At 45.6% G+C, this 11,716-nt stretch carries 10 protein-coding genes, 1 tRNA gene, 1 other RNA gene and 1 pseudogene; 7 read left to right on the top strand and 6 right to left on the bottom strand.

Annotated features, from left to right (window positions below; translation table 11 throughout):
* Window positions 1-7: 7 nt before the first annotated feature.
* The gene (locus ABDK92_05725) at window positions 8-1,219 is read left to right on the top strand and encodes a pyridoxal phosphate-dependent aminotransferase (protein MEN3186121.1); all 1,212 of its coding nucleotides are present in this window, start codon (window positions 8-10) and stop codon (window positions 1,217-1,219) included.
* Between the two features lie 91 nt (window positions 1,220-1,310).
* On the opposite strand, the gene ABDK92_05720 is transcribed toward ABDK92_05725, so the two are convergent.
* On the bottom strand, window positions 1,311-2,240 hold the full coding sequence (locus ABDK92_05720; GenBank protein MEN3186120.1) for a DMT family transporter: 930 nt from the start codon (window positions 2,238-2,240) through the stop codon (window positions 1,311-1,313).
* A gap of 213 nt (window positions 2,241-2,453) precedes the next feature.
* Between ABDK92_05720 and ABDK92_05715 the strand changes: the two genes are divergently transcribed.
* From ABDK92_05715 to ABDK92_05690, 6 genes are all read left to right on the top strand, one after another.
* On the top strand, window positions 2,454-3,524 hold the full coding sequence (locus ABDK92_05715) for an aldose epimerase family protein (protein MEN3186119.1): 1,071 nt from the start codon (window positions 2,454-2,456) through the stop codon (window positions 3,522-3,524).
* A gap of 137 nt (window positions 3,525-3,661) precedes the next feature.
* On the top strand, window positions 3,662-4,801 hold the full coding sequence (locus tag ABDK92_05710) for a substrate-binding domain-containing protein (protein MEN3186118.1): 1,140 nt from the start codon (window positions 3,662-3,664) through the stop codon (window positions 4,799-4,801).
* A complete protein-coding gene (locus ABDK92_05705; protein ID MEN3186117.1) occupies window positions 4,798-5,901 on the top strand; it encodes a uroporphyrinogen decarboxylase family protein in 1,104 nt (367 codons plus the stop codon). The genes ABDK92_05710 and ABDK92_05705 overlap by 4 nt, the downstream gene beginning before the upstream one ends.
* A gap of 106 nt (window positions 5,902-6,007) precedes the next feature.
* Window positions 6,008-7,003, top strand: coding sequence for a substrate-binding domain-containing protein (locus tag ABDK92_05700; protein ID MEN3186116.1), 996 nt, complete (start codon window positions 6,008-6,010; stop codon window positions 7,001-7,003).
* On the top strand, window positions 7,004-7,840 hold the full coding sequence (locus ABDK92_05695) for an ATP-binding cassette domain-containing protein (protein MEN3186115.1): 837 nt from the start codon (window positions 7,004-7,006) through the stop codon (window positions 7,838-7,840).
* Between the two features lie 70 nt (window positions 7,841-7,910).
* Entirely contained in the window at window positions 7,911-8,867 is a 957-nt protein-coding gene (locus tag ABDK92_05690; protein ID MEN3186114.1) for an ABC transporter permease, read from the top strand.
* A 3-nt stretch (window positions 8,868-8,870) separates the two neighbouring features.
* Here the strand turns inward: ABDK92_05690 and rnpB are convergent.
* The 5 genes and pseudogenes from rnpB to ABDK92_05665 all read right to left on the bottom strand — a co-directional run bounded on the left by rnpB (window position 8,871) and on the right by ABDK92_05665 (window position 11,545).
* Window positions 8,871-9,220: RNase P RNA component class A (gene rnpB, locus ABDK92_05685), an RNA gene on the bottom strand.
* 46 nt (window positions 9,221-9,266) lie between these two features.
* Window positions 9,267-9,662 (bottom strand): annotated as a pseudogene (locus tag ABDK92_05680) (ribonuclease HI family protein).
* A complete protein-coding gene (locus ABDK92_05675; protein MEN3186113.1) occupies window positions 9,631-10,338 on the bottom strand; it encodes a C4-type zinc ribbon domain-containing protein in 708 nt (235 codons plus the stop codon). Before ABDK92_05675 ends, ABDK92_05680 begins: the two are co-directional and overlap by 32 nt.
* Before the next feature lie 10 nt (window positions 10,339-10,348).
* Window positions 10,349-11,446, bottom strand: a complete 1,098-nt coding sequence (locus tag ABDK92_05670) for a Nif3-like dinuclear metal center hexameric protein (GenBank protein ID MEN3186112.1) — start codon at window positions 11,444-11,446, stop codon at window positions 10,349-10,351.
* A gap of 24 nt (window positions 11,447-11,470) precedes the next feature.
* Window positions 11,471-11,545: transfer RNA gene (locus ABDK92_05665), tRNA-Ile, on the bottom strand.
* Window positions 11,546-11,716 lie beyond the last annotated feature (171 nt).

The raw sequence follows: 11,716 nt of genomic DNA, 5'->3' as shown, positions 1-11,716 counted from the left end.
AGAAAGGATGAAAACCGCAGAGCGGTTTCGAAAGTTTGTTGATATGAAAGATGCCATTGCTGACCGGGTTTTCAAGTTGCGAGGGGAGGGCGCCTTTGAGGTCCTGGCAAAAGTGAAAAATTTGGAAAAGACAGGAAAACACGTTGTGCATCTTGAAATTGGAGAGCCAGATTTCGATACCCCTGAGAATGTGAAAGAAAAAGCCATCGAGGCAATCAAGGATGGACATACCTATTATGTCCCTTCGGCGGGCATTGATGAGCTTCGAGAAGCGGTTTGTGTTTATATGCGTAGAACGAGGAACGTTGAGATTACCCCTGAGGAAGTGGTCATTACCCCTGGTGCAAAACCGGTGATATTTTTAAGCTTCCTTCTGCTTTTGGAAGAGGGAGATGAGGTTGTTTATCCCAATCCTGGGTTTCCCGCCTACCGCTCTATTATTGATTTTGTGGGAGCAAAATCGGTGCCCTTGCGTCTTCGGGAAGAAAACGATTTTCGGGTAGATGTTGACGAATTGCGACGCCTGATTACCAAAAAGACGAAAATGATTGTTCTCAATTCTCCCAATAATCCTACCGGTTCAGTGCTCCTTCGAGAAGACATGGAGGCAATTGCTCAGCTTGCTCAGGAAGAAGACCTTTTTGTTTTTACCGATGAAGTATATAGCGAGATTATCTATGACCACGAACATGTGAGTATTCTGCAATTTCCAGGTATGAAAGAGAGAACGGTTCTTCTTGATGCCTTTTCGAAGAGTTTTGCCATGACAGGGTGGAGGCTGGGATATGCAGTGTTGCCAAGGGAGTGGGCTCCCTACCTCGCACTTTTGATGACCAATTCTAATTCCTGTACCTGTACCTTTACTCAGATGGCCGGAGTCGAAGCTTTACTCAATAGTGATGTTTCGGTCAAAAAGATGAGTGCTGAATTTCGTCGTCGGAGGGACTTTCTGGTGGAAAGAATGGCCAAAATTGAGGGCTTAAGATTTGTCAAGCCTCGGGGAGCCTTTTATATCTTTCCCAACGTGGCTTCTTTTGGTCTTTCTTCGTCGCAGATGGCTAATTACCTTTTGGAGGAAGCCGGAGTAGCGGTACTGCCAGGAACTGCTTTTGGCGAATTTGGGGAAGGGTATATCCGCCTTTCCTTTTCCAATTCCCTGGAAAACCTGGCTCTGGCAATGGACCGGATGGAAAATGCGTTACGGAAACTCAAAAAGTAGGAGGAAAAGAAGATGAGGATTGTTTTGACCAATTTTAAAAGAAAGGGAGATCCGTTAAATCGGGTGGAAGAACAAGCCCTTTTACAGAAAATTATTGATCTCCTTTACTTGGAAGGACTTGAATTTGACCTGAAGGTTGAGGAAGTTGATTCTCGGGAGTAAAGAAAATTCTAATTTGTGGTAGCAGGATGCCGAAAAGAATAAGCACGCATCCTGCTACGATATTGGGTGTAAAGCGTTCCTGCCAGAAGAAATAGGAAAAAAAAGCCGCAAATACTGGTTCGGAGATGAAAATAAGGCCTGCGTGGGCTGCAGAGGTATGCCGCTGAGCAACTTTCTGAATGGTAAAGGCCAGAGCGGTTGCGACTACCCCCAGAAAAACGATACTGACCCATTCCCTGGAGGTAAAAGAAAAGCCGGGGTTTCCCAAACCGATGGATAGAGCAAGACTTAAGATGGTTACTGTGGCCATTTCGATGCTCACAAGAGGTAGGGTATCTTCTTGGTTAAATTTTTCTACCAGAACAATCTGTAGTGCATATGCGAAAGCCCCTAGGGTGGTTAAAAAGTCTCCCCACCATTTCTGCTGAGTGTTGTTTCTGCCTGTGAGCGTCAGGAGTACCAGGCCGAAAAGAGCTATGATGATGCCTAAAAGGGTGGAGAAGTCAATTTTTTTTCGGAAGAGCAAGTATACGAGAAGGGGGACAAAAATGGCGCTCAAACCGGTGACAAAAGCTGAACGGGCTGGGGTAGTATACAGCAATCCCCAGGTTTGAAAAAAATACCCTCCGAAAAGAGCGAACCCCAAAATGCTGCCGTTACGCAAGATTTTTCTGTCCCATTTTTTGGAAAACGAAAAGCCGAGGAGGCAAACTGTAGCGATGAGGAACCGACCAAAAAGGATTTTGGAAAAGGGTATGTTTTCCACCAGGTGTTTCATGGTGACAAAAGTGGCACCCCATATGACGTTAACACTTAACAGGGATAAATCAGCCATGACTGGAATGGTGGTTCGATTCATGAAGGTAGTATAGCCGAAAAACGGGAAACTTCAAGGGGAACTTGGAAAAAAAAGAAATTTTGGGAAATTTTTTTTCCTGTTGACAAAAAGGGAAAAATATTTTAGAAATATTTGTAGAGTTGGTAATATTTTTTCAAACATCAACCAACTAAGGAGGGTTATCGTATGAGAAAGTGGTTAGTTCTTCTTGCGGTGTCCCTGCTCATTTTCGGTATGGCCTATGTGTGTATGGCAAGCAGCATTGAGAAGACTTTCTATGGAGTTACGGCTGATGGAACTCCGGTGGATGAGTATACGCTTGTCAATGATAACGAGGTTATGGCTAAGTTTATTACCTATGGTGGTGCTCTTACTTCTCTCTATGTTCCGGATAAAAATGGTAAATTTGCCGATATTATCCTGGGATTTGACTCGCTGGATGGATATGAGAGCTCGGCCAATCCCTATTTTGGGTGCATTACCGGTCGCTATGCAAACCGGATTGGTAATGGTCAGTTTACCATTGATGGCCGTACTTACACTCTGGCCCAGAATAACGGTCCTAACAGCTTGCACGGAGGTGTCAAAGGATTTAATCGAGTGGTTTGGAAAGCTTTCCCTTTCAAATCTCCTGATGGACCGGCCATTCGTTTCAAGTATGTAAGCCACGATGGAGAAGAAGGGTTTCCAGGTAATCTCAGTGTTACGGTAACGTACACCCTGACCAATCAGAATGAATTAAAGATTGAATATCTGGCAACGACTGATAAGCCGACCGTAGTGAACCTTACCAATCACGCCTACTTCAATCTGGCTGGAGAAGGTGTGGGCAATGTTCTGGATCACCTCCTTCAAATTGTTGCTGATCACTATACCCCGGTGGATAACACCCTGATTCCTACCGGTGAAATTGCTTCGGTTGCCGGAACCGCCCTTGATTTTACTACCCCTCGTGCCATTGGTGAGCGGGTGATGGAATTTGCCGAACCTCCCTTCAAAGGGTACGACCATAACTTTGTCCTCAACAACCAGACTGGGCAACTGGCCCTGGCGGCTCGGGTTGAGGAACCAACTTCTGGCAGGGTCATGGAAGTATGGACCACCGAACCTGGTGTTCAGCTTTACACCGGTAACTGGCTGGATCTCGTTGGAAAGGGCGGTAAGTACTATGGTCAGTTTGCTGGTTTCTGCTTGGAAACTCAACACTATCCTGATTCCCCAAATAAACCGAATTTCCCTTCGGTGTTTTTGAAACCTGGTGAGACGTATTCGACGATGACGATTTACAAATTCTTGACTAAGTAAAAGCTGGTGTAATTTCAAAAAGGGGTTCCTTTCGAAAGGAACCCCTTTTTGAAATTATTTTGTAGTTAATTGACTTTCTTAGAAAGGTTTTTTAGAATGAAGTAAAGTTTTAACCTAATTATTTCTAGGAGGATCCGTTGAGTAAAAAAGTTACACTACAGGACATTGCTCGTGAATTAACCATCTCGGTGGCTACTGTTAGTCGAGCTTTAAACGGCAGGGGTAAAGTGGGAACGGAATTGCGGGAAAGAGTTCTGAAAAAAGCCTTCGAGATGGGTTATTTTTCATCGTTTCCGGCTTCATTAAACTTTAACCTTTCGCGTAAGAAAATTATCGTTCTCTTTCCTGAGAAAGACTTTTTCTGGGAAAAAGTGGAACGGGGGGTTTTTGACGCCTGGAAACTTCTTCGAGAATGGCCTATTGATATCGAGTTTTTCAGAACCAATGGTCACAATCTCTCAGAACAGGTTGGTATATTTGAGAAGCTTTTGGAGCGCAGCGACTTTCACGGTGTAGCAATGGTGCCTTCAGATCTCACGCAGCTTGATTACTTTATCAACGCCCTGTATCTGAAAGGAATAAGAGTGGTGACCTTTAACGTTGATGCTCCTCTGAGTAAAAGACTTTTCTATGTTGGCCAGAATGTTCGCCAGGGGGGTCGGGTGGCTGGTGAGATCTTTCAACACTTTTTGAGTAACCGCAGGGGAAAAATTTGTGTTCTTACCACGAACAAAAGAGCTCCTTCCCATGTTTTGCGGTGGCAGGGACTTATTGATTATGTTCATGAAAAAAATTTGCCTTACGATGTTTCGTATCTTGTGGAAGTTCGGGATGAGGAAGAAGCGTACCAGTTTACCAAAGAAAGATTACTGTTTGAAAGAGAGGTTTGTGGTGTTTTTCTTTCGACGGCTTTCGGAAATTATGGAGTAGGTAAGGCACTTCTTGAGGCGAACCGAAAAGACCTTATCGTAGTGGGGAATGACTTTTTATCCGACTGGAAAGATTTTTTGGATCGTGGTACAATGCACTGTTTTCTTTATCAGTATCCGTATCTTCAGGGTTTTGTTGCGCTGGTGGTGCTTTGCCGATATCTTATCTTTGGGATTGTTCCTTTTGAAAAAACATTTTATCTTCCAGTTTTTCCAATCTTTGTAGAAAATTTAAAAGAAGATTTGGAGCAATTTGAAACACTCATTGCCTACCACCTTTTTGGGTTGGAGGGGAAGCGCAAAGAAGCAGAATTGGTGCTTATGCGAAGGAGTGACTTTGGGCGATGAATTCGAAAGAGCGGGTTCATACTAGTTTGTGCCATGAGGAACCGGATCGAGTTCCCATCCAGGCGAGTTTCACGCCGGAGTTTGCAAAGCGACTGCGGGATCATTTAGGGCTGATGTCGCAGGGAGAGGACAATCCTCATGGAGGGGTAGAACACGACCTCGAAGAGGTTTTAGGTCTTGATATGATTCAATATTCAGTGGGGATAGCCAATTCCTATTATTTGAAGGAAGAGGAAGAATACATCTGTGAATGGGGGATAAAATGGAAAAGGGTGCCATATACCACGCCTTTTGGCACAGGGCACTACACGGAAATTGCCGAACATCCCCTTGCTACCGATAGCGGTCTTGCAGAGTATGTTCCTCCCTCCCCCCACCGTGAAGAGTTGTATTTACCATTATGGAAAATCCTTGAAAAATTTGGAAGGACGCACTTCATCTTGGGGGTTGTGGTTTGTACCATTTTCGAGGGTGCTTGGTATCTGCGGGGAATGAATCAGCTTCTCATCGATATGGTTACTGATGAGGAGAAGGCGAATCACATTCTCGATATCCCCTTTCATTTTCATCTTGAAGCAGCAAAGAGGTTGACGACGATGGGGGTAGATGGAATTTGGTTGGGAGATGACGTGGGAACCCAACGGGGTATGCTTCTGTCCCCAGAGCTATGGAGAAGATACCTGAAACCTCGTCTTGCCACAATATGTCAGGAAGTAAAAAAAACGGATCCAAATGTGAAAATTGCCTATCACAGCGATGGAAACATTTATCCGATTATCGATGAACTGGTTGAAATTGGAATCGATATCTTGAATCCCGTGCAACCAGGGGCTATGGATCCAGAATTTTTGAAGAAGCGATACGGGGACGTCCTTTCTTTCTGGGGTTCTATTGATGAGCAGCGTACTCTTCCTTTTGGGACCCCAGAAGAGGTGAAGCAGGAGGTTCAAAGACGCATTGTCACTTTGGGGAAGGGTGGGGGGTTTATTATTGCTCCCACTCACCATGTGCAGCTTGATACACCGTTGGAGAACTTCTTTGCTTTCCTGGAGACGGCAAAAGGTTGTGGTTGTTATCCCATTGCGTTTGGGATAGAATAAAAAAGGGGAGGTGAGAGGAAAGATTTCAAGAGCGAAGGGGCCCAGTATTGGGGGGTTTTCGAGGTGTTTTTAATTTTTAGGATTCTTCAGGAAGGAGGGTATGACCATGCGGATTCGTTTAGTAAAATGGGGTATCGTAGTTAGTGTTGCTTTGTTGCTTTTAAGTAGTGTTCTGGCGGTGGCGGAGGCAAAGAGGTTTGAAGGGATTCGAATTCGATTTTTTGCTGGTGGACCTCCGGGGTGTCCTTTTGCGAGTGTTGTGTATCGAGGGGCCAAGGCAGCGGAGGAGGATCTGGGACCCACGGTAGAGTATGTTTTCTCCGATTGGGATCCGGAAAAGATGGTTACCCAGTTCAAAGAGGCAGTGGCTTCCAAGCCGAACGGAATCGCCATCATGGGGCATCCTGGGGATGATGCACTGGATCCTCTGATTGACGAAGCTTTTGCCCAAGGGATTATTGTTACTTCTCAGAATACCACGCTTCCTAAAGCAGAAGCAAAATACAAGGCCTGGGGTTTTGGTTATGTTGGACAGGAACTCTATGAATCTGGTCTTATGCTTGGAAAAGGTTGCGTAGAGCGTTTCGGCCTCAAGGCTGGGGATAGGGCTATGGTATGGGGCCTGCTTTCTCAACCAACTCGAGGTTTACGGACCAAGGGAGTTATTGATGCTCTGAAAGAAGCTGGTTTAGAAGTAGATTACCTTGAAATTTCTCCTGAGGTTAACGCCGAAGCGCCTCTGGGAGCCCCAATTTTTGCTGGCTATGTTTCTTCGCATCCGGATGTGAAGCTGGTGGTTACCGACCATGGTGGTTTGACAGCGACTCTCGAAACGTACTTTAAAGCCGCTGGTAAGGGTCCAGATGATATTTATGGGGCAGGGTTTGACCTTTCTCCTGCTACTTTGGAGGCGATACGAAATGGGTACTGCGATCTTATTCTGGACCAACAGCAATTTTTGCAGGGGTATTTACCTGTCCTCCAGTTGTGTATGAGCATCAAATATAAATTTGCTGGTTTGCACATTGACACTGGTTCGGGGCTTGTGGATAAGTCAAATGTCGAAGCGATTGCACCGCTCGTTGAGGAGGGAATTCGTTAATTGACTGTTCATGACGACTCGCTGGTAAAAATGGTCAATATCTGGAAGTCTTTCGGGCATGTCGAGGTGTTGCGGGGAGTCAATTTTGCCGTGCAGTACAACGAAATCGTTGGCCTCTTAGGAGATAACGGTGCTGGAAAGTCGACGCTCATCAAGATTCTGACCGGAGTTCACCAGCCTGATAGGGGAGAGATTTACTGGAAGGGTCAGAAACTTTTGGGGTATTCGGTAGCCAAGGCTCGAGAATTAGGAATTGAGACGGTTTTCCAGGAGCGAGCGCTTTCCGAGCAACACACCATATGGCGTAATGTGTTCATGGGACGAGAAATCACTACTCCTTGGGGGTTTATTAACATCAAAAAGGAACGGGAAGAGACAGAACGTATTATGCGCCAGTACATGGGATTTACTTCGGCAGCCCTGAGCGTTGATTCAGTGGTAGGAACTATGTCTGGAGGAGAAAAACAAGGAGTGGCCATTGCGCGGGCGCTCCACTTCCAGGCAGATCTCATCATTCTCGATGAACCAACGACCGGGCTTTCTCTCTCAGAAACGCAGAAAGTGCTTGGTTTTGTGGAAGAAATCAAGAAGAATGGGAAATCGGCCATTTTCATCACCCACAATATTTATCATGTCTATCCAGTAGCGGACCGGATTGTGGTTCTCGACCGGGGAAGAGTGGTGGGTGAATTTGAAAAAGCGGCGATTTCTCTGGAAAAACTGGTAGAAAAACTGTATCTTGTGGCTCGCACTGGGAAGCTGGAGAATCACCAGGAGAGTGTAGTTACTGAGGGAGAGGAAAAACCGGGACAGGATTTCCAATCTTTGATGCCTTGAAAGACTGTATAACCCCGGGCCAAAACCCGGGGTTATTTTATTCAAGAGTTTGGTTTTGGAGGGAAGAAGGATGGCACGATCAAGGGCGGTGGAACATCGATCCCAAATGAGTGTTGTGTTTGTTCTTCTGGTCATTATTGTTCTTTTTATGGTAGGAAGCCCTAAAACCTTTCTCTCTGGAGACATATACGCTGCTTTCATGTCTACCATACCTTTCTCCATGATTATGGCCCTCTCTTTGACTCTCATTGTGGTTAGCGGTGAAATGGACCTTTCTTTCCCCTCGATTATGGGATTCAGTGGATATGTCTTTACCATGGTGTTTCATGCTTTTGGAAGCTTTCCTTTAGCCCTTTTGACCTGTATCGCGGTGGGACTAGGGGCAGGCTTTATGAATGGTTTACTCATCGTAAAATTGCGTCTTCCTTCTTTGGTTTTGACCATTGGCACACAATTTTTCTGGGCGGGGCTCACGCAGGTTCTGTGTGGCGGTTTGGGAAAAACGCTGGTTCCGACCAAGCAAAGTGTGCTCTACTATCTTTTAGTAGGAAGGATTGGGGGGAGGCTTCCGGCACAGATACTCTGGGCGGTGCTCGTTGGTTTTGTTATATGGCTGGTTTTGAATCGCCATCGTTTTGGGGCACATATTTACTTTACTGGTGATAACCCTGCCAGTGCCAGGGTCATGGGTGTCAATGTAGATAGAGTGAAGATGATTGTCTTCACCCAGATGGGTGGTTTTGCTGCCTTTGCTGGAGTATTGGCCAGCTTAGAAGTTCTTTACTTCTGGCCCACCCTTGGTCAGGGATATCTTCTTAAGACCATCGCCGCGGTTTTTCTTGGTGGTACCCCTGTTGAGGGAGGAGTGGGAACTGTTTTTGGCACCTTCATTGGGGCTATTATCATTGGTATTTTGGAGGCTGGCATTATTGCCATGGGAATGACAGGATTCTGGACTCAACTTGTGTATGGCCTCATCATCGTCGTTTCCATTGCTATGCATTCTGCTTTGCGGAGGAGGGTGTAGGGAGAGGAAGGCAAGTCTATAAGCCGAGTTCTGTATTCCTCTTGCGAGGAACGGTAACCATCTATCTGGGAGGTGAGTTACCCCACCTCTCAAGCGGCCAACCCGAAGGTCAGCGAGCCACCTCATCCCTTCCTATTTGGCCTTGCTCCGGGTAGGGTTTGCCAGGCATGCTGGTCACCCAGCATCCGGTGAGCTCTTGCCTCGCCTTTTCACCCTTACCTTCTCCAAGAAGGCGGTATGTTTTCTGTGGCACTTTCCTGGAGTTACCTCCACTGGGTGTTACCCAGTACCCTGCTCTGTGGAGCTCGGACTTTCCTCGGGAGAAACTCTCCCGCGGTTACCCGACCTGCCTTCCCCACAATTATAACTGATTCGCTGATTGAGTATTTCGGAAGCCAGGCGATCCGCTTGAGAGTTTTTTGTTCTGTCGATGTGGGTTAGGACGAGTTTCTTGAGCCGAGCAATTTTCACTCTGGCTTCATGGTAAAGGGAAAGGAGTTTGGGGGAGTGAACGCGATATACCCCGTTAATCTGGTTGACAAGGAGCTGGCTATCCGAAAAAATGGTAATTTCCTGAATACCAAGGTAAAATATTCTATCCAGAGCCTCAAGAAGTGCTCGATACTCGGCCTCATTATTTGTGGCGATTCCAATACGGCCAGAAGCTTGGTAAAGGATTTCACCTTTTTCGTTACCGATGATAAAGGCGAAGGCGCTTTCTCCCGGGTTTCCTCGGGAGGCACCGTCAATAAAAGCAATGTACTTACGAGGTCTTTCGATAGATGAATCTTCCACAGTTTGGACACCGCACGAGTTCTTCCTGTTTGCGAACGCTTTTTACCACGGTTGTAGGAACAGTTAAGTAACATCCACTGCAGGTTTCGTCCTGGAGTACCACCACTGGATTAGTATATTTTTTCCTGAGGTCAAGGTATGTCGAGAGCGTGTTTATATCAATTTGGGTAATGACTTTTTCTCGTTCTCTTTGTAAGGTTTCTAAGTGCTCTTGCCAACCTTTTAGCTCTTCTTGAATGTGGGCGATACTCTGGAAAGTCTCTTCTCTTTTTGTACTCACAGCCTGGCTCTTTACTTGGAATGTCTTTTGCATCGATTCTAACTTTTCCATTTCCAGGAGCACTTCTTCTTCTAAGGTGTTTTTCGCTACTTCTAATTTTTCCATTGATTTTTCCCATTGGGCAAGCTCTTTAGAAGAGGTGATTTCTCCACTGTATAATTTCCCTTTGGTCATTCTCAGTTTTTCTTCGGCGTCTTTCAGTTCCAGTTCTTTATGAGCTAAGGCGACTTTTGCCTTCTCCAGAGCCATTTTCGCTGATTCCAGATCTTTTTGTGCTGCTTCCAGAATCTGCTGAAGAGAACATATTTCCTCTTCTCCCCTTGCGATTTTTGATTGTAGACTCTGAATCTTTCCATCTAAATCCTGAAGATGTAAGAGAAGCATAATCTTTTCCATGTTGGTTTCCTTATGGTTTTCCTTCGAAGAATTCGACTTTTAAATCGTGTTTCTTCGCTTCCTCTTGCAGGAAAAGACATATTTCTTGCATCGCTCTTTTTTCGCCTCTTCCATGTGGGACTGAGAGGTAATCGATACCAGCAAAAAGAAGTTCCTGGATTTCGTGATGAGAGAGATCTCCAGTGATGAAAACATCAGGTTTTTCTTTAATCACCTGTTTAAGGAGGCTCTTCCCGCTTCCTGGACAGAGGGCAATGGTGTGATAGAAAGATGAAACGTCCTTACTGGAGGAATATAAGATACATGATTCCACGAAAACGCTCTCGACTCTGCTCTTTAATTCTTGCTTTTCAAGGGGATGAAGCAATTTGATGATTCTTCCTAATCCGACGGAACTTCGTGATGATTCTCTCAGAGGATAAATATCGATGGCTGGCTCTTCATACGGATGTGCGGAAACGATCTGTTCCACCGTCTGGTTCAGAAGGTTCGCTTCTACTTCCACTTCTAAACGTATTTCGGAAACTTTTGCAAGTTGGCCCACTATTCCTACGAAAGGTTGAGCGTTTTCTTGGGGAATAAAAGTTCCCGTTCCCAGCACGTGGAAGCTGCACCCCTTGTAGTTACCAATGGTCCCGGCACCGGTGGAGAACATTGCCTGGGAAACCTTCTCAAGATAATCGGAAGGGACAAAGGTGACAATTTTAAATTTTGGAATTGAACGTGGGAGGATTGGCTTTTTTTTGCCCTCCAGGGTGAGAATTTTGACCCACTGTTCCGCCAGGCCCTTTGGAGCACTGTCAAGGTTTGTATGGTGGGCGATTACAGAAATACCGTGGTGATACAGTTTGTAAAGCATAACAAAATGGGGATCATCTTTCGAAAAAAACGAAAGTGGTGTCCAGATTGGAGGGTGATGAAGATATAGAAGATCTATCTTTTCGGCAATTACCCAGTTCAAAAGTTCCGGAGTCAACTCTAAACCAACCAAGACCTTTTGCACTGTCTCACAAGCTTTAACCTGAAGACCAAACCGATCATCAGGAAGAGCAAAAGAAGCGGGAAACAGATTTTCCAAAAAATTCAAAACTCTTTCTAAGGTTTCCATATGTGTGCTCCCGCCATATTAGGATGGTGGGTCCACCCGGATTCGAACCAGGGACCGACCGGTTATGAGCCGGCTGCTCTACCGCTGAGCTATGGACCCACGGGTGGAATCCATATTAGCACATTTATCCAGGCTTATCAAGCTCCTGTATAGGTTCACATCATGTGGGACACCCAACAAGTCCAGTATCCTTCAGGTAAACCCAGAGACTTCTATATCTATACACCTCTTCAGGTGGAATTGCATGGTCTTACGATCAACCTCCTCCTC

The sequence above is a fragment of the Atribacterota bacterium genome, assembly GCA_039638595.1.
Lineage (GTDB): Bacteria > Atribacterota > Atribacteria > Atribacterales > Caldatribacteriaceae > Profundicultor > Profundicultor thermophilus.
The sequence above is the reverse complement of the archived record's forward strand: the minus strand, read 5'-3'. Positions and strand labels throughout refer to the sequence as shown.

What these genes read in the sequence shown, in the direction of transcription:
- ABDK92_05705 (MEN3186117.1), top strand. Translation starts at nt 4,798, where the DNA reads ATGAATTCGAAAGAGCGGGTTCATACTAGTTTGTGCCATGAGGAACCG.
- ABDK92_05715 (MEN3186119.1), top strand. Translation starts at nt 2,454, where the DNA reads ATGGCCTATGTGTGTATGGCAAGCAGCATTGAGAAGACTTTCTATGGA.
- ABDK92_05690 (MEN3186114.1), top strand. Translation starts at nt 7,911, where the DNA reads ATGGCACGATCAAGGGCGGTGGAACATCGATCCCAAATGAGTGTTGTG.
- ABDK92_05675 (MEN3186113.1), bottom strand. Translation starts at nt 10,338, where the DNA reads ATGGAAAAGATTATGCTTCTCTTACATCTTCAGGATTTAGATGGAAAG.
- ABDK92_05700 (MEN3186116.1), top strand. Translation starts at nt 6,008, where the DNA reads ATGCGGATTCGTTTAGTAAAATGGGGTATCGTAGTTAGTGTTGCTTTG.
- ABDK92_05725 (MEN3186121.1), top strand. Translation starts at nt 8, where the DNA reads ATGAAAACCGCAGAGCGGTTTCGAAAGTTTGTTGATATGAAAGATGCC.
- ABDK92_05670 (MEN3186112.1), bottom strand. Translation starts at nt 11,446, where the DNA reads ATGGAAACCTTAGAAAGAGTTTTGAATTTTTTGGAAAATCTGTTTCCC.
- ABDK92_05720 (MEN3186120.1), bottom strand. Translation starts at nt 2,240, where the DNA reads ATGAATCGAACCACCATTCCAGTCATGGCTGATTTATCCCTGTTAAGT.